The organism is Rhizomicrobium sp. (assembly GCF_056722145.1).
The window spans coordinates 1-23,329 of the sequence record NZ_JBWZET010000297.1 but is presented as its reverse complement, the minus strand read 5'-3'; the positions used below and the strand labels follow the sequence as shown (position 1 = coordinate 23,329).

Here is a 23,329-nt window from a genome sequence, read left to right as displayed (position 1 = left end):
GCGCGTTCTTGAGCGAATCGCCGGAGCCGTTGAGGCCGACCACCAGGCCGTAGCCGACCAGCATGTTGTCGCGAATGCCTTCCACGCTGACCAGGTCCTTGACCCGCGACAGCGCGGCAGCAGGCTGGCCGAGAACGAGGGCGGCGAGGGCGACAACGAACAGTTTGGAGACGAGACGCATAGACTTCACCCGGATATCCGAACCCGTCTCTTGCCAGTTTCGTGCCGCAACCGGCCGGGAAAATTTCCTTTTACGACAGTAGGTTGGTTTGTCGTTCCGGAGGCTCTTGAGGCCACCCGGCAGGAATTTCCCGGCCGATATTGCCGCGCCGGGGCGGTCCCGGCGCAAAGCCTTACTGCACCCGGGTCAGGGTGAAGGTCACATGCACGGCGCGACCGTCCCCCATGATGAAGGTCCAGGTTTCGATGTGATGGTTGGGATCGGCGAGGTGGAAGGCGCCGTCGCGCAGATAGCCAAAGCTCATGTTGCCGGACGCGCCGGTAATCTCGAATCCGACTGTGCGGGCATCGGACTGGGGTGTCGACAGGAAAAAGACGCGATTGTCGGCATCGCAGTAGTGCGCTGCCTTGAGGCGCCCGTCTTCGAAGTAGAACACCGTCACATCGCCCATATAGGCCGCGGTTTCCGGCTTGGTGGCGTCGCGCATCTCATGGGTGATGGCGTGGCCGCTCGAGGTCAGGTGCATGCGGACGCGAATGCGAACCCCGTCCCAGCCGCTCTGTTTCCAATCGGTGGCGACACTGCCTTCCCAAACGCCATCGAGTGATTTCATGGCGGCATAAGCGGCGGTGGTATCACCGGCCGCGGCGGGCGAAAGCATCGATAGGGCCAAAGCGGCAAGGCAGAGCGCCAAACGGATGAATTTCATGACCGAGAACTCCCCTGGATGATCTCAGTGTTATAGTACACTACAACACTGCAGGTGAGTCAAGCCTGCCGCGAGAGATTGTGCGCGGTGCTCAGATCGGGGTGGCGCGGCGGCGGAGGTGGACGGCGGCGGCGAACAGCGCAGCGGCAACTGCGAGCCCCAGCCATAATCCTGGTGCGGCAAGGTAACGGTCGAGGGTGCGCCCAACCGGCTGACCGGCGGCATCGAAGCGCAAACCTTCTTCGACCCACCCGGTGACCCGATAAAGCAGGAACGCCGTCACGCGCCCGGAATGAATTGCCAGCCGGTCGAGCGCCACAGCGAGCACCAGCGGCAGCCCCGCCCATAACAACGGCGCATGTTTGGCCCACGCCGAGATCGCCAAGAGCGCGCAATAAAGCGGCAGGTACCAAGGCATCGACAACAGGAGTGCGTAGACCAGACACGACGGCCGCAGTGCCGACACGCCGAAGCTTAACAGCGATCCCACGCTGTGGCCGGACACCGCCAGTACACCCGTCGCCACGACCAGCAGAGCGAGGTTCGTCATTAGTGCCGCGACGAAGACGGTCACCGGCAAAAGCGCCGCCGGCACGAACAGTTTCGCCAGCACGGTGCGGGCATCGGAAACCGGCAACGATTTGAAGAACAGGATGGAGCGGTCGCGCCTTTCGCCGTGCAGCGCTTCCAGGCAATAGAAAACGGCCGCTGCCAATCCGGTGACGAGAGAAAAGAAGGTCGAGACGTTTAGGGCCCAGAGCAGCGTGTTTTTCTGGTGCTGCGGCTCGACAAGGCCGGCGAAGATGCCGAACGGCAGCCCGATGACGAACCCGACCAGCACCAGCGCGCCAACCCCCATTGGGGACAGCAGCACAAGGCGGTGTTCCCAGAACTCGCGCCGCACCAGCCAGAAGAATGAAATGATGGGGCGGGGCAGAGCAGCGATCAATGCGGTCATCGGGCAGCCTCCGAACCGGCAACGGCAAGGAACAGATCGGCGAGGCTGGGTGTGCCCGTTTCCCCGAGTTGCTCGAGGGTGAAGCGATCGACGCCGTCAAACAAGAAAATGCTGCGACCGAGCATATTGCGCTCGCTGAGTGGGTTTAGCGCCCGTGCTCTCTCGACCTCGTCCGGACCGGTGCTGAGTTCGACGAAGCGGGTGTCGTAGTCCGTCATGCTGGCTGAAAGCACGCTGCGCCCGCCGGCGAGGAAAATAAAATCGGTCAACACATGCTCGATTTCAGCGACCTCGTGGGTCGCCACCACGACGGTGCGGCCGACGTCGCAGAACTCGCCGATCAGCGCGTCGTAGAACGCCTTGCGATAGACGAGATCGAGGCCGAGGGTCGGCTCGTCCAGCACCAAGAGCCGACTGTCGGTCGCCATCGCCATCGCCAGATGCAGTTGGGTCACCATCCCTTTCGACAGCTCGCGCACCTTGGCTTTGCGATCGATCGTGGTGCGGGCGAGGAATGCGTCGGCCTTGGCGCGGTCGAAATGCGGCTGCACGCCGGCGACATAGTCGATCGCCTCCGTCACCGTCAGCCAGCGCGGCAGTACCGCGATGTCGGAGACGAAGCAGGTTTCGCGCATCAGGGCCTCGCGCTGGCGCCAGGGATCGAGCCCCAGCACCGTCAGGCTACCTTGATGGGGGATGAAGCCGAGCAGGGCATTGAACAGTGTCGTCTTGCCGGCGCCGTTGGGGCCGATCACCCCGAGAATGCGTCCTTCGCCTAACGCGAGATCGAAGCTGTCCACGATGACCCGGTCGCGGTAGGCAAGGCGAAGACCTGAGGCGTCGATGACCATGGTCTAATCCTCCGGTTGCAGCAGGTCTTCGGGGTTCAGGCCCAGCCGCTTGATGGTGGCGGCGACGCGCGGCCACTCTTGGCTGAGGAATTTGGCGCGTTCGCTCGCCAGCAGCATGCCGCGGGCGCCCTCCCGGACGAACATGCCTAGCCCGCGCCGCTTCTCGATCAGCTGCTCGTCGACCAGCTCCTGGTAGCTTTTCAGCACCGTCAGCGGATTGACCCGGAATTCGGCCGCCACCACCCGCACCGACGGCAACCCGTCGCCTTCCTTGAGGCTGCCGTCCAGGATCGACGCCACGACGCGGTCGCGGAGCTGGCGGTAAATCGGCTGGCGGTCACTCCAGGCAATGTCCATGCGGCGTCCGGCCAAGAGTTATAGTGCTGTAGATATCCATAACAGAGTAGGCGGCGGAAATCCCGGAAAATTTGCGCCACCGCCCAGGCCCGCGACCCTGGGGCGCCGCAAAGGCCCTTTCCTCTGCCGGGTGAGGCGCTAAAAGACCCCTGAAATCACGCAAAAACGGAAAAGAGCGATGGGACAATACAGCGACTATCAGCTGGTCATCGTGCGCCACGGCGAAAGCGAGTGGAACAAGCTGAATCTGTTCACCGGCTGGCGCGACTGCCGCCTGTCGGAAAAGGGCGTCGGCGAGGCCAAGGCGGCCGGCGTCACCTTGAAGGCCGACGGCTTTGCCTTCGATGTTGCCCATTGCTCGCTGCTCACCCGCGCCAACCAGACCCTGTATCTGGCGCTCGACGAGATGGACGCGGTGTGGATGCCGGTGAAGAAGCACTGGCGCCTCAACGAACGCCACTACGGCGCGCTCCAGGGCAAGAACAAGATGGAAGCGGTGGAGAAGTTCGGTCCCGATCAGGTCAAGATCTGGCGCCGCTCCTACGACGTGCCGCCGCCGCCGGTCGATACCGCGTCGGAAGATTTTCCCGGCCACGACCGCCGTTACAAGGACATCGATCCGGCCGAACTGCCGAAGTCGGAAAGCCTCAAGGACGTGCTCGCCCGCGTCATGCCCTATTGGGAAAACGCGATCCTGCCCGACCTCAAGGCCGGCAAGCGGGTGATCATCGCCGCCCACGGCAACTCGCTGCGCGCGCTGTTGAAGTATCTTGAAGGCGTCGGCGACAACGAGATCACCGAAGTCGATTTGCCGACCGGTATTCCGAAGGCCTATCGTCTCAACGCGGAGTGGAAAGCCGCGGATGCGAAATTCCTTGGGGACCCGGCGGAGCTTGAGCGACGCATCAACGCGGTCAAAGCCCAGACCAAGAAGGCGTAACGCTCTTCTTGGCGTGCTGGCGTTGGTTCTGGCGGCGGCGGCCGCCGGAGCCCGTGCGCCTGTGCCGCACCCCCGGCCGGCAAGCAAGGCACCGTCCGCCAAGCCCGCGGCCGCGCCGCACGCCAGCGACGGCATCTCCGACAGCGACATGGCCAGGGCGGTGCCGCTGAAGGACTATCTGCAGCAGCACCGGCCCTCGGCCTCGGATCAGTACAACGCGCTATCCGGGGCGATCGCCAAGTCGAAGCCCGAAGTCGACAGCGCCCGCCAGACCAGCGAAGACCTCGCCCGCCAGACCGCTGCCTTACAGAAACAGCTGGTCGAAACCGGCGCCCGGATCGCCTTCCTGGAAAACCAGAAACTGACCATCGACGCCACGGTGACGCGACTATCCGCCGATTACACGCGGATGGCGGCCGATTTCGCCCATGATCGGGTCGCGGTCGCGACACTGCTCGGGGTGCTCGAGCGTCTTCAGCACGACATGCCGCCGGCGATGGCTGTCCGCCCCGACGATGCCCTGGCGGCGTCGCGCTCGGCGATGCTGATCGGCGCTTCGCTGCCGCGCGTTTACCACGATGCGGCCGATCTGGCGCGCCGGATCGAAATCCTCAAACGGACCCGCGCCGAACTGGTACAGCAGCGCGCCGAGGCGACCGAAAATGCCATCGCGCTACGGCGGGCCCACGTCGACCTCGACCAGCTCCTGGCACAAAAAAGAGTGCAGGCGGATGCCGCCGCCGCGCGTTATGGAGTTCTAAAGACCCATCTCGATACCATTGCGTCGCAGGCGGGGAGTTTGCAGAACTTGCTTCAGCGGGTGGCCCAGTTGCGTGCGGCCTCGTCCAGTGCGCCGCCGGATACGGCGATCGGTACGGTTAACGCTTGGCTGCGCGGCCGGCCCGGCTGGCTGGTGGCGCCGGTCGTCGGCCCGACCAAACCGGGCGGCCTCGGCGTCGACGGGGTCGGCGGGACCGCGGCGCCCGGCATCACTTACGCGACGCTGGCGGGTGCTACATTGGTCGCCCCCGCCGACGGCAAGGTTGTTTACGCTGGCACGCTCGGTAAGTCAGGACGCGTATTGATCCTGGAGTTAGGGGCTGGTTACGATGCCATCCTGACGGGCATGGACCGTCTTGATGTGCGTACCAACGAATGGGTGCTTGCGGGCGAGCCCGTCGGCGCTATGCCGAATTTTGACCACGAGTCCAGGTTATATTTTGAATTACGGCTCAAAGGCCGCGGGCTGAACCCCGCCCCCTTCGTCGCCGTTGCGCTCAGGAAGGCGAGATAGAATGAAGCGTCTCGGGTATGTCGCTCTCGGTATGGGTCTTGGCATCGTCACCGCCGTGGGCCTGTTGCCCCAGGCGCAAGGCGCCAACAACGGCTCCATCTACAAACAATTCGACCTGTTCAGCGACGCCTACGAGAAGGTGCGCGAGAACTACGTCCGTCCGGTCCAGGATCAGGAACTGATGAGCGGCGCCATCGAAGGCATGGTCGCCGGTCTCGATCCGCATTCGAGCTACATGGACGCCAAGGCGTTCACCGACATGCAGATCACCACCAAGGGCCAGTTCGGCGGCGTCGGCATCGAAGTGACGATGGAAGACGGCCTGATCAAGGTGATCTCGCCGATCGACGATACCCCGGCCGCCAAGGCCGGGATCAAGACCGGCGATTATATCGCCGCCATCAACGGCGAATCGATCCAGGGCATGGGCCTCAACGACGCCATCGACAAGATGCGCGGACCGGCCGGCACCAAGGTGACGCTGACCGTGTTGCGCCAGGGCGAGAAAAAGCCGTTCGACGTCCAGCTTGCCCGCGCAGTGATCCACGTCGACAGCGTCAAATGGCACAAGGAAGGCGATATCGGCTACATCCGCATCTCCTCCTTCAACGAGGATACCGGCAGCGGCCTCGAGCGCGCGGTGCGCGACCTCAAGAAGCAAATCCCGAACATCAAGGGCTACGTCATCGACCTGCGCAACGATCCCGGCGGCCTGCTCGATCAGGCGGTGCAGGTCTCCGACGATCTGCTGGCCAAGGGTGAGATCGTCTCCACCCGCGGCCGTCATCCCGACGACACCCAGCGCTACGACGCCAAGCCGGGCGATATCACGGACGGCAAGCCGATCGTGGTCTTGATCAACGGCGGCACCGCCTCGGCGTCGGAAATCGTCGCCGGCGCGCTGCAGGATCATAAGCGCGCCACCATCGTCGGCATGACCAGCTTCGGCAAAGGCTCAGTGCAGACCATCATTCCGCTCGGCGAAGGCGGCGGCGCCCTGCGTCTGACCACAGCGCGCTACTACACCCCGTCGGGCCGCTCGATTCAGGCCGAAGGCATCGTGCCGACCATCTCGGTCGCCCAGGGTGCCGAGGAAAACCAGGCGCACTTCGATCGTCCGTCGGAAGCCGATCTGCCCGGCCATCTCACCAACGACGCCGCGGCCCGCAACCACGCGCCGATCACCATCATCCGGCCGCCGGCGGGCAAGAAGGTCGAAGACTTCCAGCTCAGCTATGCCCTCGACTTCCTGCATGGCAAGCAGGCCGTCGCCCAGGCCAAGACGCCGGACAAGCGCTGAGCCGATCTTGAAACGTCGCGAATGGCCCGGTTCGTCCGGGCCATTTTCGTTTCAAAGCGCCGCAAATCGCGGCAATTCCGGCCATCGTTAACTTCATTTGAACCGTACCCGCCGATATCCTATCGGCATGGCCGCGAAGAGCATGACCGGGAACCGCGGGGCCCTCGCGCTTGGGCTCGCGTGGGCACTCGTCCTCGTGCTGGTCGCTGCCGGCGCGCTGGCGATCCAATTCCTCGGTGGCCTGCCCGAGGGCGAATCGGTCACCGCCGCCTTGGCACCGCGCCCCAAGCTCGCCAAAGCCGAGAAACCTCAAACGCCGCCCGCCACACCGGCTCCGCCGGCCGCTCCCGCCGTGTTCGAAACTCCGCCCGGCGGCATCATTCCGGCCCAACTGTCCCCGATCGAGAAGCAGGCCGTCGCCGCCTTGCCCCCGCCGGCATTGCCGCCGCCGCCGGCCGGCACCTCTGCCTCGCCGAGCGCCCCGCCGGTGGTGTTGCCGCCGCTGAAAGGCGGGCTGGCGGTCGCCAATCCGGCGCTGCTCGAAAAAACCCCGCAAGGCTTCCTGCCGCGGATTTCCGATGCCGGGCTGTGGCCGATGCAGGCCTATGCCGGCCCCCAGCCGCCTGCCGGCCGTCCGCGCATTGCTATCGTCATCACTGGGCTGGGACTGTCCGCCAGCCAGACCAAAGCGGCGATCGAGCTGCTTCCCGCCGGGGTCACGCTCGCCTTCGTACCGTACCTCAATGACGTCCAGAACTGGGTCACCCTCGCACGCCAGAAGGGCCACGAAGTTCTGCTGCAAGTACCGATGGAGCCTTACGATTTCCCCGATTCCGATCCCGGCGAGCACACCCTTCGAACGGCGGTCGGCGAGGAAGCCAACACCCAGCGCCTGTCGTGGGCGCTGACCCGCTTCACCGGCTATGTCGGGATCACCAATATGCTGGGGGCCCGCTTCCTTTCCGAGCCCGGCCCGATCGAGCCGATGATGACTTTCCTGATGCGGCGGGGGCTGTTGTTCTACGACAATGGCGCCGCGTCGCGGTCGGTGGCGCCGATGGTCGCCGAACGGCTGGGGGCGCCCTTCGCCCAGGCCACCAACACCATCGATTCGATCCAGGCTTCGATGGAAATCGACCACCGCCTCGGCGACCTCGAAAACGAAGCCCGCACCAAAGGCAAGGCGGTGGGGACGGGCTTCCGCTATCCGGTGACCATGGAGCGGGTGACGCTGTGGGCCCGCGGCCTGCCCGGCCGGGGCTTTGTTCTGGCGCCCATTTCGGCGATAGTCGCGACCGGAAAGAAATAAGTCGCTGCGCTCTTCCGCCCCCCCGGGAGCGCGCTGGCGCGGCTGGAGCCCATGGCCAAGAAAATCGAAGCGAAAGACCTGCCGTATCGCCCATGCGTCGGCCTGATGCTGTTCAATGCCGACGGCAAAGTGTTCGTCGGCCGCCGTATCGACCAGACGGTGGAAGGCTGGCAAATGCCGCAAGGCGGCATCGACAAAGGCGAAACCCCGGAACAGGCGGCGATGCGCGAGCTCAAGGAGGAGATCGGCACCGACAAGGCCGAGATCGTCGGCACCCATCCCGATTGGCTCAACTATGACTTGCCGCCGCATCTGATCGGCGTCGCCCTGCACGGCAAATACCGCGGCCAGAGCCAAAAATGGTTCGCGCTGAAATTCCTCGGCAAGGACAGCGACATCAATCTCGTCACCCACGAGCCCGAATTCGCCACCTGGCGCTGGGCTGCGTTCGACGAGCTGCTCAGCCTGATCGTGCCGTTCAAGCGCGACACCTACAAGAAGGTGGTGGCAGAGTTCAAAGACCTGATCCCCTAGTCTTGGTGCGTCCGCGACCGTCTGCAACCTGTTGGCATTGAGCGGCATGGGGGCGCATCACGCCTGACATCAAGCGCGCCTAAACTGGTCCCCTCGCCGGGGGATCTTCCGCATGCGCCGCTTTCTCAGTCTGTTGATCGCGTTCCTGGCGGCCATGGTGCTGATCATCTCGGCCTATGGCGGACCGCAACGCACCGTGGTGGTGGTGCTGTTCGACGGCTTTTCGCCTTTCATGATGGAGGGCGTCGCCACCCCCAATTTCGACCGGCTGGCGCGCGAAGGCGTGTCGTCGCGCCATCTGGTGCCGTCGTTCCCGGCGCTGTCGATGGTGAACCACACCACCTTCGAGACCGGCTGCTGGCCCGAGCACCACGGCATCGTCGCCAACGAGTTCCGCGATCCGGTCATGGGCGGCTATGAAAACAAGGCCGACCGCGCCGATGCCGCCTGGCGCACCGGCTGCGAATCGATGTGGCAGGCGGCCGAGCGGCAAGGCGCGCCGGCGGCGGTGTTCAATTTCGTCGGCCGCTGGTCGTCGAAGTCCGGTGCGCAGGCCTCTACCACCAACCCCGAAGTGCCGTGGAAGGACCACGAGGCCGACGATGTCATCCTCGCCAGGACCACCGCGGCGCTGGCCGACGGCAAGACCCGTCTCATTGCGCTCTATTTCGATTACCCGGATTCGGTCGCGCACGGCGACGGCGTTGATGGCGACAAGACCAAAGCCGCGGTGGCGCGCGCCGATGCGGTGATCGGCCGTCTGCTGGCGGCGGTGGACGGGCGCGACGTAGATCTCGTCGTCGGCGCCGATCACGGCATGACCAAGGTCGACAAGGTGATCAACATCGGTCGCCTCAAGGCGCTGCATCATTTCGCGGCCGACGTCGCCTATGGTTCGGGAACGGCGATGCTGTATCTGAAGCCGGGCAGCGATCCGGCCGCGGTCGCCCGTGCGCTGCAGCGCTATCGCGCCACCTTCGAGGTTTATCGCAAGGGCCACTTCCCGGCCTACGTCCACATCGGCGCCTCGGCCCGGGTCGGCGATCTGCTGCTGATCACCCGGCCGCCTTATGCCTTCGAAGGCCCCGAGCTGATGAAGCCCGAGATCGCGGCGCGTGCCGAGAATGTCAGCGGCCCGCCGATTTACGAGCCCACCGTGAAGTGGTTTCACTCCATGCACGGCTTCAAGCCCGACGTCGAAGCCATGCATGCCATCTTCTATGCCTGGGGACCTGGCGTGGCGCGCGGCAAAGTGTTGCCCGCAGTGCGCATGATCGATGTTGCCCCAACGGCGCTCGCGCTGATCGGCCTCAAGCCGGGCAACGGCAGCGACGGTGCGGCGCTGGCGCTCGGAAACTGACCGGCCCGGTCGAAATAGCGGGATGCTGACCTCGCGGCGCTCCAAACTCTTTCATTAAACCGTGGCGCGGTTGCGCTATAGTTTGGTCGCGAGAGGCCAGCGACGGAGCGAGCCATGTCGAAGGCGAAGACGACGACGTTTTCCGATTACGAAGTGCGCGTGCGCGCCTACCGGATCTGGGAACGAACGGGGCATCCCGAAGGTCGCGCCGAAGAGCACTGGCGCGAAGCCCTCGCCGAGCTGGAAGCCGAGCGGGCTGCAAGCGTGAAGGCGGTGCCGCCGCAGCCCGCCGTCTCGACGGCGCCGACCCGCCGTAGCGCGGAAGAAATCGACAAACCCGAAGACAAGGCGGCGTAAAGGGCGTCTTGCCATCGTCGTGATTTGCGTCCATCACCCTTGCCGGTTCTCGGTAAGGTGATGTGATGGAAATGGAGCACTGGAAAGCCCGCAAGGTGGTGATCGTCGGGGCGGGCGCGGTCGGCTCCACTTTCGCCTTTACCCTGGCGTTGCGCGGCCTTGCCGACGAGATCGTGCTGATCGATTACAATCGCGACCTCGCCAAAGGCCAGGCGCTCGACATGATGCACGGCCAGGCCTTCTTCCCTTCGATCCAGATTCGCGATGGCGACGACAAGGATTACGCCGATGCGGCGCTGATCGTCATCACTGCCGGCGCCAAGCAGCAGCCGGGCGAATCGCGCCTCGAGCTGGTGCAGAAGAATGCCGCCATCATCAACGGCTGCATGGATCAGATTCTCGCCCAGAATTCCCCGGCGGTGGTGCTGATCGTTTCCAATCCGGTTGACGTCTTGACCTATGTCGCGCACAAGCGCTCGGGCTGGCCGCGCGGGCGCGTCTTCGGTTCGGGCACGGTGCTGGACTCGGCCCGCTTCCGTCATCAGCTGTCGAAACGCTGCGGCGTCGATGTCCACAACGTCCACGCCCACATCATGGGCGAACACGGCGATTCGGAATTTGCGGCGTGGTCGATCACCAACATGGCCGGGATGCCGATCGACCAGTTCTGCAAGTCGTGCGACAAGTGCGACAACTCCGAACTCGGCCGCAAGGCGATCCTGCACGCGGTGCGCCACTCGGCCTATCACATCATCGACTACAAGGGCGCCACCTGGTTTGCGGTCGCCCTCGCCATGGCCCAGATCTCGGCAGCGGTTCTGCGCAACCAGTCGAGCGTCCTGACGGTGTCGGCGGTGCTCGAAGGCGAATACGGCGAAACCGGCGTCTCTCTCGGGGTGCCGTCGATCGTTTCGGTCAACGGCGTCGAGCAGGTGTTGGAAGTGGCGTTGCCGCCCGACGAACGCGCCGCTTTCACCAGGTCCGCCGCCACTTTGCGCGAAATCATCGCCACCCTGGGATTGGCGTAGTGCTGTCCTCAAAGCCGCCAAGGCGCGTGGCTGTGCCGTCGTAACACTTTGATTTAAAGGCGTTTCAAGCGAGACAGGCAAATCCTGCGTGGTGCCCGGCAACCGCTTCCGGGCGGCGGCAGCGCTTGCCGCGCGTTAAGTCGGCGTTTACCGATCTTTCCGAGCTATTGCCGGCAAATGGGCGCGGGCACGCTTCCTGCTTTCGAGATTCGTAACAGCTCTCGAAAGGTCCCTCGATGTATATGGATGCGCCCGCCTTCGGAAATCAGATCGCGCTCGCCGCGGTTGCCCGCTTCGGCGACGTCGAGGCCATCGAGGCCGCCATCGTGCGGGCCATCGTGCGCGGCGAGCAGTCGGCCGCCAGCCTCAAGGACACCAGCATCAGCCTCAGCGCCCGCGGCCTCGAACGCCCGCTCGGAGCGCCGGCCGCACTCTTCATCGGCGTGACCTCGGCCGATCTCGCCGCCGGACTGATCAATCGCAGCCGCGATGCGGCGGCGCTGGCCGAATGGGCGCGCTTCGTCCTTCTGACCTCGGAACTCTTTTGCTTCGACGATCGCCACACCGATTACTGCGACCGCCTGTTCGGCGCCATCTGGGAGCTGGCATTCGGCGCCCCCGCGAGCGCCGCAACCCTACGCCTCGCCCATTCGATCCAGAGCCGCTCTTGCAAGGATTAGGCGCCATGTACATGGATCTCGACCCCAACGCAGCGTTTCAGCCGGCAATCGCCAGCCCATTGTCGTCACCCGAGGAAACCGCGGTCAATCAAGCGGTCTTGACCCGCATCATCTGCGAACATGAGCGCTATCTGTCGCGCCGCCGCGGCACCCGGGCCAAGCTCGCCAACGCGCGCCTCAATCGTCTCAACATGGCGGGTCGCGATCTGTCCGAAGCCGATTTGTCGGGCGCCTCGCTCGTCGGCGCCAACTTGCGCGGTGCCAATCTCACCAATGCCAGTCTCTACTGTGCCGATTTGACGGATGCCGACCTCAGCGGCTGCCGGTTTGAACATGCCGATCTGCGTGGCGCCTCGTTCAAGCACGCCAATCTTTCGCACGCGATGCTCGATCATGCCGATCTTCGGGCCGCGGGCATGCTCTATGTCGGCGACACCCTGAAATTCCAGGGTAACGCCCACGACGATGCGCCGTTCGGGGCAGTGGATTTCTCGGGCGCCTTGCTGCGTCATGCCAGCCTGCGTAGCGCCAAGCTCGACAATGCCATCTTCACCGACGCGCTGCTCCAGGGTGCCTCGTTCCGCGGCGCACGGCTGCGCAACGCCACCTTTCGCGATGCCGCCGTCACCGGCGCCAACGTCGACGAGTTGATGGTTTCGCCGCGGGCGCTGCGCCAATGCCTGATGGCGCCAACCGCGATCGCCCAGGAACGCGCCAAGCTTCTCTATTCGGCGCTGTTGTCGCATCACGAATGGTTCACGTCGAACGGTACGAAGGGCCGCCCCGCTGCGGTCGACAACGAAGACCTGCGCCCGCTCGGCGATGCCGTGAAGGGGCTGTGTCTCGCCGGACTGTGGGCGCGCAACGTGATCGCGGTCGGCGTCGATTTCGCCGGGTGCCAGTTGCAGGCGGCTCGCTTCGACGGCGCCGATCTGCGCGCCGCCTCGTTCAACGACAGCGACCTGTCGGGCACCTCGTTCACCCGCGCCAAGCTCGGGCACGCCAGTTTCAAGAACGCGACCATCGCCGATCTGATCCTGTGCACCGGCCAGGTGATGCACTTCGAAGCCGACCGGCGCACTCCGCTCGGCGAAGCCCGCATCCAGAAGAACACCCTGATCGCCACGCTCGGCGAGCAAAAGGGGACTTGTTGATTTTCCAGAAGGCGGCGCTCAGCACGAACCGCATCCTTGAGGCAGAAGCCAGCTTATCAGGGGCGCAGAAGGCGCCGGCGTCCGACCGATCCTTCCCCGTTACCAGTGGCCGGTTTCTGCCGATTTTTCAGTGCTGCTTGGCCTGCAGTTCGGTCATGAACATCTTCAGCGTATCGACCGAGGCGACCTTGGCGGCGGCGTCGCGGAAGGCTACCCCCTGCAGATCGATGCGTTCGGTCACCACCGCAAAGCCGGTGGCGCTCGGCGAGCCTTTCATCTTGGGCATGAAATTGGCCCGTACCCGATCGAGGCTGGGCTGATCGTTGGCGAGCGAATAGGACACCGCCGCCCGCATCACTTCCTCGCGTTCGAGATCGGATAGCGGCTTGTCGTCCTTGTAGCGTTCGCCGAGCGCATCTTCCGCGGCCTTGGCGGCGAGCGGCCAGTTGCCGCTTTTCCAGTAGATTTCCGCCCGCAGCGCCTGAGTGTCAGTCTGCTGGTCGACAGCCAAAAGATCGAGCGCGTGGTCGTAGCGCTTTTCTTCCGTCAGGGCGCGCGCCTCCATCAACAGGCGCTGATGAGCGACGTCGTCGGGCAGGGTGGAAATCTGCGTCGTATGCAAGGTGTCGAGCACCGCTTCGGGGCGATGATCCATCAGCTGCACCATGGCGAGCTTGGTGGCGACCTGGGCGCGAGCGACGCCATCGAGGCGCTTGGTAACCTGATAATTGAGCAGATCGGCGGCCGGGCCGAGCAAATCGATTTTGACGAGGCGGTCGGCCATGTGGCGGATCATCTCGTCGCCGTCGGCGCCGATCGGCGTCAGCTCGATGAAATCGTAGAACAGCCCGAGAGAGGCAACGGGCGCCATCTTATCGGCCTCGCCGTGCTGGAACAGATTGACGAACGCCGCGCGCATGTCGTCCATCGCCTGAACGCCGACATCCTCGCTGGGGAAATTCTGGGTGACGACGCGCAAGGTGAGAAGACCCTCGCGCCAGCGCTTCTGGGAGAAATAGATGCCGGCAAGCGTGCGCAACGTCTTGATTTCCAACAGGTCGCCGCGCCAGCGGAAGCGCAGCCGTTCGAGGGCGTTGATCGCTTCCTGCGGCTTCATGGTGCCGTTGGCCAGTCCCGCCGTGACGCGATAGAAAATCGCCTGCGACGCCAGCATTTCGTTGCCGCTGGCTTCCACCGTATCGAACAGCGGGTCGGCCCGGTCGGCCTGGTGCTCGGCGGCGTAGAGACGGGCGCGATCGAGCTGGGCGCGCACCGCCAATGCACCGTCGAGGTGTTGCGGCAGCCGCTCGAGTTCGGCGTCGGCGATTTCCAGGTGCACGGTGGCCATCGCCGCTTCGGCATTGGCAAGGCGGGCGCGCGCCTGGACTTCGGGCTCGTAAGCGTTCAACACCGGCGCGGCGCGGTCGAGGTTGGTGCGGGCGTCGTCCCAATTTTCCATCGCGGCATCGGTGAGGCCGCGCCACAAGGCGGCATGGCGGTCGGAATCGAACTGGGCGCCCGCCAGCGCGTTGTGGGCATCGCGATAGCGCCCCATCAGAAGATCGGCCGCCGCCCGCATGGTCTGCAGTTGCAGATCGCCGCTGAGGCCCGGATCGGTATTCTGCATCTGGTCGATGACGCCCAGCGCTTCGGCGGCGAATTTATTGGCAAGAAAGAAACGGGCGAGCTTGAGGCGGGCGGCATTGGCCTGATCCGGGCCGAGCCGTGCCACCGCGGCCCGCAACCGCCGCTCGGTGGCGATGAACGATCCGCCCTGGATGGTGCGCCAATGGGCAAAGTCGAGGAAGCTGGGCGAGATCGAGTTGGCAGCAAGCGCGTCGGGCGTGTTGGCCGGCAGGCTCGCCGGCGTCAGCGAGAGCCCGTCAGGACGGGTGATGGTGATGCGGCTGCCCTGCACCGAGACCGACAGGTCGTCGACATAAGGCATCACCACCAGGCCGGCGGCGGTTTGCGGTGCCGAGAATTCGATATAGTCGCGCGCCGCCGTCACCGCCTGACCCGCCATGCCCGGCACCACCAGCAGCTCGTCGCCGGCTTGCGGATCGACCACTTTTTCCACCCGCGTCGCGCCCGCCAGCAAGGTCGAGATGGTGGAATGGGTCGGGCTTTCCTGGTTGCGGGCAAACCCGAGGGCCACGGCGGTGGGGTTCTGCTGCGGCCCCAACAACACCTTCAGATTCGAGCCTTCGCCCACGGCAGCAATGGCAAGCGGCTGGTGCAGGCCGATGCGCAACCGGATAACGCCGTTGCCCGACGCCGCTTCGACATCGGTCGAGAAGCTACCGAGCTGGTTCTTGAGCTTGATGACGTCGAGCGGCTGGCTGTTTTCGAGAAGGATCCAGGCGTTGAGGCCACGCGTGAACACGGCGACGCCTTGGCGGGCGGCACCCGGAAATACCAGCACGGCGCCGTTCTTGGTGACGTGGCCGTCGGCGAGCTGGACCTCGGGATTGGCCGGCGTTTCGGGCGCGGCCGGTGTCGCCGCTGCGCCTTCCGGCAGCACCTGGTCGGCAGCCGCCGGTTTCGGCGGCGTGAGCTTGGCGGGCGCGGCGGTTGCAACCGGCGGCACTGGTTTAGCGGGAGTGGCGGCGGCCTGCTTGCCGGGCGTGAGTGGGGTCACAGTCGGCTTGGCCATGCCGGGCGGATTGTAGGCATCGGCATCGGTCTTGGGCGCCAACACGTCGATCACGACATGCGTCCCGTCGCGGAAATCGTGATAGCCGGAGGCCGAATCGATCGCCAGTTCGACGACCGTGGTATTGCCGGACAGATGCCATCCGGCCGATTTCACCCACGGCGGCGCCTGGCGGTCGAGGGCGGAGAAATCCGCATTGGCGGGCGCATCGAAGCTGACCGTCAATTTGCCCGAGCCACCGAACACTTTGTACGGAACCGCTTTCGCCCAATCGAATACGACGCGGGTGAAATTGTGATAGGCGCCGGACCGCACTTTCACCACTGGCAGGTTGGCGGCATCGATCGGCTTGGGAGTGGCCTTGACCGGCTGCGGCAGGTCGGGCGGCGTGCCCTGGAAGGTTATCGGCGTGACGTCAACGGCGAACTTGCCGGCGGCGGCGCTGGTGTGGACCTTGGCCGGACCGGTGAGGGCGAAGCGATAGGTTTTGCCGTCGGCATCAACGCGGCCGTTGCTGATGTAGCCTGGAATCGCGGCCGCGATAGTCTCCGGCGTGACGGCGACCCTGCGGCTGAAGCTGATCGCCAGGACGCTGCCCGAAACCTGCGCCGCGACCGTGTCGGTGGGATTGAGAGCGAACAGCAGGCGGCCATAGCCCTGGTTGGTGGTGCCCGAAACCGAATCGGCGGCCAACGCCGGCGCGGTGGCAAGCAGAAGGCCCGCCAGAGCCAAACCAACAAGCCGGGATACGAGCTGCCGCAGCATGACGCGTTAAAACCTCACTTCGGCGCTGCCGGTTTCGGTGTTGTTGCGGCGGGCGGCGGGGTCACCGGCGGCGGCGTCACCGCATTGGCCGCGGTGTCCGGCAGCTTGAGGCGGTTGGCGAGCTTCTGGGTCAGGCGCTGGGCGTTGTCGACCTTCATCGCGGCAAGGACCTGGGCCAAAACGTCCGACTTCATCTGCTGCGCCACCGGCACCAGCACTTCATCGGGCGTGATGTCGAAAATGCGCGCTGCGTCCTTCGGCTTCATCGCCGAATAGGTCTTCACCAGCGAGGCGATCTGCTTCTGCTGTTCGGCGTCGCGCTGGCCGAGCATGGTGGCGATCTGGTCCTGGAGCTGCTTCAGCATCGCGATCTTGCTGTCGACGCGCTGCTCGGCGGCGGTGAGCACCTGGGTGCGCATCTCGATGTCGGCTTCGCGGGCGTCCAGTTCGGTGCGGCGTCGCGCCAAGCTGGAGAGCACGTCGACTTCGGCGGCGCTTTCGGCCTTGGGGTCTTCGCCGGCGGGGTCCTTCGGCAGCGGCGCGGTGTCCTGCGCCAGTTGCGTGGAGGCGGTCGAGCCCTGTTCCTGGGCCAGGGCGCTGGCGATCAAGCCTTCGCCTTTAAGGCCCAACAGGCCGCAACCGACCACGATCACGCACGGCAGGAGACGGAAATACCTCATCGCACGGCCTTCAGGCGGTTCATCACGCTGCCGGAGGGAAGATCGCCTCCCATGCTGCGCGCCGGCGCGGCCGGCACGGCGCGGTCGAAGCGCTGCGCGATGCGTTCGCCGGAGTTGGTGATCAGCGATAGCTCGTCGGAAAGGGCGCGGGCGCGGCGGAGCCGATCGTCGAGGGTTTCAGCGGCATCGGCGGCGGCCGATTTCAGGGCGCGCAGCGACGAGCCGGCACCGGCGATGGCGCCGTTCAGTTCGCCGATCATCTTCTTGAGGCCGTCCTGGCCCTTGCGCACCGACGCCAGACGGCGCTCGAGCACGATGCAATAGACCAGCGTCGCCGCCAGCAGTACCGATAGCAACAGTTCCAGCCCGGTGGAGAACATCATTGGCAGAGTGGCGTGCATGGGAATGCTTCCTTACAGGGCGCGCGAGGCGTCGGTACGTTCGATGGCTTCTTCAATGCGGACCGCGACCGAAGCGCCGGCCCGTCCCATGCGACCGCGCAAAAGCGGCACGCCGCGGCAGCGCATGTCGATCTTGGATTCCGGCGTCGCGTTGAGCAGCAGGGTTTCTCCGACCTGCATGTTCATGATCTTGGACAGCGGCATCGTCTGCTCGTCGAGAATGGCGTCGATTTCCACCGTGGTCGACCACAGTTCGGTCGCCAAATGGCTTTCCCAGATCGAGTCGCGGCCGAACTTTTCACCCATGAACTGCTGCAACAGCAGTTTGCGGATCGGTTCCAGGGTGGCGTAGGGCAGCAGAAGTTCAGTGCGGCCGCCGCGGTCTTCCATGTCGACGCGCAGCTTGACCAGAATGGCGGCGTTGGCGGGACGGGCGATGGCGGCAAAGCGCGGGTTGGTCTCCAACCGGTCGAGTTGGAAGGTGACCGGCGCCAAGGGCTCGAACGCCTGCACCATGTCCTGCAAGATCACTTCGATCATGCGCTGAACCAGTGTGCGTTCGAGGGTGGTGTAGGGCCGGCCTTCGATGCGCATCGCCGAGGAGCCGCGCCGGCCGCCCAAAAGCACGTCGACGATCGAATAGATCAGGTTCGAATCGACCGTGAACAAGCCGTAGTTGTCGAGCTGTTCGGCGTGGAACACCGCCAGGATCGCCGGCAGCGGGATCGAGTTGAGATAATCGCCGAAGCGGATAGAGGTGATGTTGTCGAGACTGACTTCGACGTTGTCCGAGGTGAAATTGCGCAACGAGGTCGTCATCAGCCGGACCAGCCGGTCGAAGACGATTTCCAGCATCGGCAGGCGCTCGTAGGAGACGAGCGTCGAGTTGATGATGGCGCGAACGCCGGACTTGTCCTGCACCGCGTCGGTCGAGACGTCGAAGCCGAGCAGCGAATCGATTTCATCCTGGTTGAGGATGCGTTCGGTCGGGGCAGCGGCCGCTCCGCCGTCGTCGAGATCCGGAATCGGGGCACCCGCCGCCGCGGCGAAGGCCGCATCGATCTCGGCCTGGCTGGTCATGGGTTTGTCGGTGTCGTCGGCCATACTCAACTCGCTGGGCTTACTGGATGATCATTTCTTTGAGCAGCACGTCGCGTACCTTGTAGGGCGCGGCGGCGGCGTTGGTGCGGCGCACCAGTTCCTCCTTGATGCGCATGACGCCGGCTGAGCCCTTGAGGTCGTCGGCGCGAAGTTCGCGCAGATAGCCCTGGAATTGATCGACGATGCGCGGCACCAGCTTCTGGATGCCGGCTTTTTCTTCCGGCGAGTAGAGTTCGAGCGATAAGGACAGCTTGAGGTAGACCGGGGTGCCGTCCTGGCTCTGGATGTTGACGATCAGGTCGGGGATATCGAAATACTCGACCTGCGGCGGCGTCGCCGGAAATTCGGGGCCGTTGGCGGTCTTGGCCGGTTCCTTGGAGCCGCTGAAAACGAAGAAATAGAGTGCCGCACCGCCGCCGCCGAGCACGAGCAGCAACGCCGCCGCCACGATGATCAGCAGCTTCTTGTTGCCGAGCAACTTCTTAACAAAACTTTGCTTGCCGCCGTCGGCCGGGGCTTGGCCTTCTGCGCCTTCCGGCGCGCCATCCGTATCCGTGTTGGCCATCGTCTTCCCTCGTTCGTGGGAAGGACGTTAGGCCGGCGTGGTTAAAGAGTGGTTCAAATCCAGGTCCCCGGCAGACTTATCCCGGCAGGTTTTGCCGGGGCGTGCGTTTCTGTCCTGCCGCGGGCCCGGTTTTCCGCGGATTTCGGATGGCACAGGGCGTGCAGACCATTGCAGCGGCAGAGGACCAGAAAGGATCCCGGCTTCCATGGATAATGTCTCGCTTCTCAGTTTGTCCTATCAGCTTGCGGCCTTCCGCTCGATCGACGTCATCGCGAACAACATCGCGAACGTCTCGACGCCCGGCTACAAGCGCGAGAGCGTCAAATTCGAGGAAGTGCTGCAGCAGGTCCGCCCGGCCGAAGACCAGCAGGGCACTCAGTCGATGAGTTTCGTCCGCGATGCCGGCGTCACCCGCGACTTGTCGTCCGGCCGGCTGGATTCGACCGGCGCCCCATTCGACCTCGCCCTCAACGGCGACGGCTATTTCGTCATCCAGACCCAGAACGGCGAGCGCTACACCCGCAACGGCCATTTCACGCTCAACCCCGATGGTGTGGTGGTAACCCAGTCGGGCGATCCCGTGCTCGGCGACGGCGGCCCGATCACCATCGCCCCCGACGACGGCGACATCAGTTTCGGTGCCGACGGCACCATCAGCGGCAAGCAGGGTCAGCTCGGCAAGATACGCCTGGTCGACTTCGCCAATCCGCGCGGCCTCACCAAAGAAGGCGACAGCCTCTATTCGACCAGCCAGAGCGCCAATCCGGCCGCCAATGCCTCGCTCAGCCAGGGCATGCTGGAAAGTTCGAACGTCCAACCGGTTCTCGAAATCTCGCGCATGATCGAAGTGATGCGCGCCTATGAAGCCACCTCGTCGCTGGAAAAAGGTTCTTCGGACATGAAGCGCCAAGCCATCCAGAAGCTCGGCACCGTACAGTAAGGAGTTAACACATGCGCGCTTTGTCCATCGCCGCCACCGGCATGCTGGCCCAGCAGACCAACGTCGAAATCATCGCCAACAACTTGGCGAACATGAACACCACCGCCTACAAGGCCCAGCGTGCGGCGTTCCAGGACCTGCTCTACCAGAACATCCAGCAGGCCGGCGCCCAGTCCTCCGACACCGGCACGCTCTTGCCGTCGGGCATCCAGCTCGGCGCCGGCGTGCGCACCGCGGCGGTCTACCGCATCACCAAGGCGGGCAACATGCAGAACACCTCCAATCCCTATGATGTGGCCGTCAACGGTTCGGGCTATTTCCGCATCCAGATGCCCGACGGCACCGACGGCTATACCCGCGACGGCAATTTCCAGTTGTCGCCGGAAGGCCAACTCGTCACCCAGAATGGCTACGTGGTGCAGCCCGGCATCGCCATTCCTGCCACCGCCTCGGCCGTCACCATCAATACCCAGGGCCAAGTCTCCGTGGCCATCCCGGGCCAGGTTGCTCCCCAGGTCGTCGGCCAGCTCGAACTGACCCGCTTCCCCAACGAGGCCGGCCTCAAGGCGCTCGGCGACAACCTGTATTCCGAAACCGCCTCGTCGGGCGGCCCGCAGGCCGGCGTTCCCGGCTCGACCGGCTACGGCACCATCCAGCAGTACTTTCTGGAGACGTCCAACGTCGATGCGGTGAGCGAAATCACTTCGCTGATCAGCGCCCAGCGCGCCTACGAGATGAATTCGAAAGTGGTGTCCACCGCCGACCAGATGCTGGCCGAAACCGCCAAACTGGGAGCCTGACCATGATCCGCTTCATCCTGTTCGCGTTGGCGCTTCTGCTGTCCTATCCGGCATTCGGCGGCGTGCGCGTAGTGGTCCCCAGCCACGATATCGCCCGCGGCCAAGTGATCAGCGAGGCCGACATGACCTATGTGGTGGCCAACGGCGGCGCCATGTCCGGCATCGTCACCAGCCTCACCGACGTCGTCGGGCTCGAGACCCGGCGCGTGCTGCGGGCCGGCGAAACCCTCCGGCTCAGTGATCTGCGCCATCCGGTGCTGGTCACCAAAGGCTCGACGGTGACCCTGAGCTTTGAAGCCCCCGGCATCGTCCTGACGGCATCCGGCCGCGCCATGAGTGAAGGCGGCCTCGGCGAAACCGTGACCATCCAGAATCCGAATTCCTTCCGCCAGATCGCCGGCATCGTCATCGGCCCGGGCCAGGTCAAGGCGCAGGTTGGCGGTGCGCTTGCCGCTGCCACGCCGGGCCGCATGGCCGCCATCCATCCCTGAAGAGGACCACCATGTTGCTGCGTAACCTCCTCGTTCTGGTGTCGGCCGCGGTCCTCGCCGCCGGATGCTCCTCGGTCGATCGCCTCGAAGACGTCGCCCGCGGCGGGCCCAAGCTGGCCAACATGACCAACAACGCGCCGCAGGTGTCGGTGCCGATGCCGCAGCCGCCGGCCGAGCCTCGTAGCCGCGCCTCGTTGTGGCAGCCGGGCGCCCGCAGCTTCTTCCACGATCCGCGCGCCTCGCGCGTCGGCGACATTATTACCGTCAACGTCGCGGTCGCCGATGCCGCCAAACTGTCCAACTCGACCAGCCGCTCGCGCACCAATTCCGAGAATGCCTCGATGAACAATCTGTTCGGGCTCGAGAACGTGATGCCGAGTGTCGGCTTGTCGCCGTCGAGCCTGGTCAAGATGGGCTCGGACAATTCCAATGTCGGCGCCGGCGCGGTGAGCCGCTCGGAAACCATCAACATGACCCTGGCGGCGCTCGTCACCCAAGTTTTGCCCAACGGCAATCTGGTGATCTCCGGTCATCAGCAGATGAAGGTCAACGGCGAGCTGCGCGACCTGACGGTGTCGGGCATCGTGCGCACCGAAGACATCACCAGCGCCAACACCATCGATCTCACGCAGATCGCCGAAGCGCGCATCAATTACGGCGGCCGCGGTACGGTCAGCGACGTCCAGCAGCCGCGCGTTGGCAGCCAGATTCTCGATATCCTGATGCCTTGGTAAGGGGGCGCCCGTAAAGGGCATAGCGTGGCGGGCAGACCAGCTGTCCGCCATTTTTTTGCGTGTGAAGCTACGACTTTTTGCGCGTGAAGCTACGACGGCGCGACCGCAGCACTCCAGGCGACGATCGGAGGCGCGATGCGCCCGTCAGTCGTCGCGATAGACCTTTTCGCGGCGCTCGTGGCGTTCCTGGGCCTCGATCGACAACGTCGCGATCGGCCGGGCGTCGAGGCGCTTCAGCGAAATCGGTTCGCCGGTGTCCTCGCAGAACCCGTAGGTGCCGTCTTCGATCCGGCGCAACGCAGCGTCGATCTTGGCGATCAGCTTGCGCTGGCGGTCGCGGGTGCGAAGTTCGAGCTGGCGTTCGGCTTCGGTAGAGGCACGATCGGCGAGATCGGCGTGGGGCACGGTTTCGGATTGGAGGTTCTGAATGGTCTCTCGACTCTCCTTCAGAATCTCGTCTTTCCAAGTGAGAAGCTTGCGCCGGAAATACTCGCGCTGCTTCTCGTTCATAAAGGGCTCGCTTTCCGACGGCCGATAGCCGGGCGGAAGTGGGGTACCCATGCACGCTCCTTCGCAGTGCCGCTCGTCGGCCGGGTTATAGCGGCGGTCCGGTTGCGCTTCAATGAAGATCACGCGGCACTGTTAAGAAGAAAACTCCGCTGAATTCAATTTGTTGCCCAGGCTCTGGGCACGCTGCGTCAAGGTTTACGTGGCGAGTTCGCCTGGCTGACGCTGGGAACGGTCGCCGCAAGTGGCCGGCGCCAGCCCCGGCTCTGGCGGGTGCGGCGAAATGCTTTGCGCGTTGTGGCCGACGAACCCGGGCGGACGGCGCAAGAAGCGGAAAACCGGGGTGGACAGGGGGGATGGGATGGCCTATATCCGCCCACCCTTCAAGGCGACGCGGGGTGGAGCAGTCCGGTAGCTCGTCAGGCTCATAACCTGAAGGTCGATGGTTCAAATCCATCCCCCGCAACCAGCCTTTTGCCCGGTCTTGGCCCCGGTCCCGCCACGAAATACGTCAACTATCGAATTGCGCCCCGAGGCTGGTGCCTATAATGCGGGCGGGATCATTCGAGCCCTGACCCATGGCCAACAAACCCATTTTCTTCGACGAAACGGGCCGCCGCGCGGCGCGCCTATCCATGCTGGGATGGGCGGGCGCGATCATCAGCACTCTGCTGGGG

Annotated in this window: 25 protein-coding genes and 1 tRNA gene; 15 read left to right on the top strand and 11 right to left on the bottom strand. The window is 64.7% G+C overall.

The genetic code is table 11. The features are described 5' to 3' along the window. From AC1P6P_RS15470 to AC1P6P_RS15450, 5 genes are all read right to left on the bottom strand, one after another. A partial coding sequence (locus AC1P6P_RS15470; RefSeq protein ID WP_481403338.1) for a flagellar basal body P-ring protein FlgI occupies positions 1-181 on the bottom strand: 181 nt, incomplete at its 3' end. A 172-nt stretch (positions 182-353) separates the two neighbouring features. Continuing rightward, positions 354-890, bottom strand: coding sequence for a hypothetical protein (locus AC1P6P_RS15465; protein ID WP_481403337.1), 537 nt, complete (start codon positions 888-890; stop codon positions 354-356). Positions 891-981: 91 nt separating this feature from the next. Further along, positions 982-1,848 carry a hypothetical protein gene (locus AC1P6P_RS15460; RefSeq protein ID WP_481403336.1) on the bottom strand — a complete coding sequence of 289 codons (867 nt, stop codon included), beginning with the start codon at positions 1,846-1,848 and terminating at the stop codon, positions 982-984. After that, on the bottom strand, positions 1,845-2,699 hold the full coding sequence (locus tag AC1P6P_RS15455; RefSeq protein ID WP_481403335.1) for an ABC transporter ATP-binding protein: 855 nt from the start codon (positions 2,697-2,699) through the stop codon (positions 1,845-1,847). Before AC1P6P_RS15455 ends, AC1P6P_RS15460 begins: the two co-directional genes overlap by 4 nt. A 3-nt stretch (positions 2,700-2,702) precedes the next feature. After that, the gene (locus AC1P6P_RS15450; RefSeq protein WP_481403334.1) at positions 2,703-3,056 is read right to left on the bottom strand and encodes a GntR family transcriptional regulator; all 354 of its coding nucleotides are present in this window, start codon (positions 3,054-3,056) and stop codon (positions 2,703-2,705) included. A gap of 178 nt (positions 3,057-3,234) precedes the next feature. On the opposite strand from AC1P6P_RS15450, the gene gpmA reads away from it, so the two are divergent. From gpmA to AC1P6P_RS15400, 10 genes are all read left to right on the top strand, one after another. After that, a complete protein-coding gene (gene gpmA / locus AC1P6P_RS15445; protein WP_481403333.1) occupies positions 3,235-3,996 on the top strand; it encodes a 2,3-diphosphoglycerate-dependent phosphoglycerate mutase in 762 nt (253 codons plus the stop codon). A 13-nt stretch (positions 3,997-4,009) separates the two neighbouring features. Beyond that, on the top strand, positions 4,010-5,290 hold the full coding sequence (locus AC1P6P_RS15440; protein ID WP_481403332.1) for a murein hydrolase activator EnvC family protein: 1,281 nt from the start codon (positions 4,010-4,012) through the stop codon (positions 5,288-5,290). A gap of 1 nt (position 5,291) precedes the next feature. Continuing rightward, complete coding sequence (locus AC1P6P_RS15435; RefSeq protein WP_481403331.1) at positions 5,292-6,590, top strand: S41 family peptidase; 1,299 nt, start codon at positions 5,292-5,294, stop codon at positions 6,588-6,590. A 142-nt stretch (positions 6,591-6,732) separates the two neighbouring features. Further along, positions 6,733-7,899, top strand: a complete 1,167-nt coding sequence (locus AC1P6P_RS15430; protein WP_481403330.1) for a divergent polysaccharide deacetylase family protein — start codon at positions 6,733-6,735, stop codon at positions 7,897-7,899. Between the two features lie 51 nt (positions 7,900-7,950). After that, positions 7,951-8,433, top strand: a complete 483-nt coding sequence (locus AC1P6P_RS15425; protein ID WP_481403329.1) for an RNA pyrophosphohydrolase — start codon at positions 7,951-7,953, stop codon at positions 8,431-8,433. A gap of 112 nt (positions 8,434-8,545) precedes the next feature. Next, the gene (locus AC1P6P_RS15420; protein WP_481403328.1) at positions 8,546-9,793 is read left to right on the top strand and encodes an alkaline phosphatase family protein; all 1,248 of its coding nucleotides are present in this window, start codon (positions 8,546-8,548) and stop codon (positions 9,791-9,793) included. A gap of 114 nt (positions 9,794-9,907) precedes the next feature. Further along, a complete protein-coding gene (locus AC1P6P_RS15415) occupies positions 9,908-10,150 on the top strand; it encodes a DUF2934 domain-containing protein (protein ID WP_481403327.1) in 243 nt (80 codons plus the stop codon). 65 nt (positions 10,151-10,215) lie between these two features. Beyond that, positions 10,216-11,178 carry an L-lactate dehydrogenase gene (locus AC1P6P_RS15410; RefSeq protein ID WP_481403326.1) on the top strand — a complete coding sequence of 321 codons (963 nt, stop codon included), beginning with the start codon at positions 10,216-10,218 and terminating at the stop codon, positions 11,176-11,178. 236 nt (positions 11,179-11,414) lie between these two features. After that, on the top strand, positions 11,415-11,858 hold the full coding sequence (locus AC1P6P_RS15405; protein ID WP_481403325.1) for a hypothetical protein: 444 nt from the start codon (positions 11,415-11,417) through the stop codon (positions 11,856-11,858). Between the two features lie 5 nt (positions 11,859-11,863). Next, entirely contained in the window at positions 11,864-13,012 is a 1,149-nt protein-coding gene (locus tag AC1P6P_RS15400; RefSeq protein ID WP_481403324.1) for a pentapeptide repeat-containing protein, read from the top strand. A gap of 127 nt (positions 13,013-13,139) precedes the next feature. Here AC1P6P_RS15400 and AC1P6P_RS15395 read toward each other — a convergent pair whose 3' ends face one another. From AC1P6P_RS15395 to AC1P6P_RS15375, 5 genes are read right to left on the bottom strand one after another with little or no spacing between them, the layout of a single operon-like run. Continuing rightward, positions 13,140-16,433, bottom strand: coding sequence for a tetratricopeptide repeat protein (locus tag AC1P6P_RS15395; protein ID WP_481403323.1), 3,294 nt, complete (start codon positions 16,431-16,433; stop codon positions 13,140-13,142). 14 nt (positions 16,434-16,447) lie between these two features. Beyond that, positions 16,448-17,113 (bottom strand): MotE family protein, encoded by a 666-nt coding sequence (locus AC1P6P_RS15390; protein WP_481403322.1) that lies wholly within the window; start codon positions 17,111-17,113, stop codon positions 16,448-16,450. Then, positions 17,110-17,514 (bottom strand): DUF6468 domain-containing protein, encoded by a 405-nt coding sequence (locus tag AC1P6P_RS15385; RefSeq protein ID WP_481403321.1) that lies wholly within the window; start codon positions 17,512-17,514, stop codon positions 17,110-17,112. The genes AC1P6P_RS15390 and AC1P6P_RS15385 overlap by 4 nt, the downstream gene beginning before the upstream one ends. 12 nt (positions 17,515-17,526) lie before the next feature. Next, positions 17,527-18,618, bottom strand: a complete 1,092-nt coding sequence (gene fliM, locus AC1P6P_RS15380; protein WP_481403320.1) for a flagellar motor switch protein FliM — start codon at positions 18,616-18,618, stop codon at positions 17,527-17,529. Positions 18,619-18,634: 16 nt separating this feature from the next. Continuing rightward, a complete protein-coding gene (locus AC1P6P_RS15375; RefSeq protein ID WP_481403319.1) occupies positions 18,635-19,180 on the bottom strand; it encodes a flagellar basal body-associated FliL family protein in 546 nt (181 codons plus the stop codon). Between the two features lie 205 nt (positions 19,181-19,385). On the opposite strand from AC1P6P_RS15375, the gene flgF reads away from it, so the two are divergent. Genes flgF through flgH form a run of 4 tightly spaced genes read left to right on the top strand, consistent with a single transcriptional unit; the run spans position 19,386 to position 22,145 of the window. Then, a complete protein-coding gene (flgF, locus tag AC1P6P_RS15370) occupies positions 19,386-20,120 on the top strand; it encodes a flagellar basal-body rod protein FlgF (protein WP_481403318.1) in 735 nt (244 codons plus the stop codon). Between the two features lie 11 nt (positions 20,121-20,131). Then, positions 20,132-20,920 carry a flagellar basal-body rod protein FlgG gene (gene flgG / locus AC1P6P_RS15365; RefSeq protein WP_481403317.1) on the top strand — a complete coding sequence of 263 codons (789 nt, stop codon included), beginning with the start codon at positions 20,132-20,134 and terminating at the stop codon, positions 20,918-20,920. A 2-nt stretch (positions 20,921-20,922) separates the two neighbouring features. Further along, on the top strand, positions 20,923-21,411 hold the full coding sequence (gene flgA / locus AC1P6P_RS15360) for a flagellar basal body P-ring formation chaperone FlgA (RefSeq protein WP_481403316.1): 489 nt from the start codon (positions 20,923-20,925) through the stop codon (positions 21,409-21,411). Between the two features lie 11 nt (positions 21,412-21,422). Continuing rightward, positions 21,423-22,145: a flagellar basal body L-ring protein FlgH gene (flgH, locus tag AC1P6P_RS15355; RefSeq protein ID WP_481403315.1), complete on the top strand. Its 723-nt coding sequence runs from the start codon at positions 21,423-21,425 to the stop codon at positions 22,143-22,145. Positions 22,146-22,289: 144 nt separating this feature from the next. Here flgH and dksA read toward each other — a convergent pair whose 3' ends face one another. Next, positions 22,290-22,706, bottom strand: coding sequence for an RNA polymerase-binding protein DksA (gene dksA, locus AC1P6P_RS15350; protein ID WP_481403314.1), 417 nt, complete (start codon positions 22,704-22,706; stop codon positions 22,290-22,292). Between the two features lie 338 nt (positions 22,707-23,044). Here dksA and AC1P6P_RS15345 point away from each other — a divergent pair. Next, a tRNA-Met gene (locus AC1P6P_RS15345) sits at positions 23,045-23,121 on the top strand. The last annotated feature ends 208 nt before the right edge of the window (positions 23,122-23,329 follow it).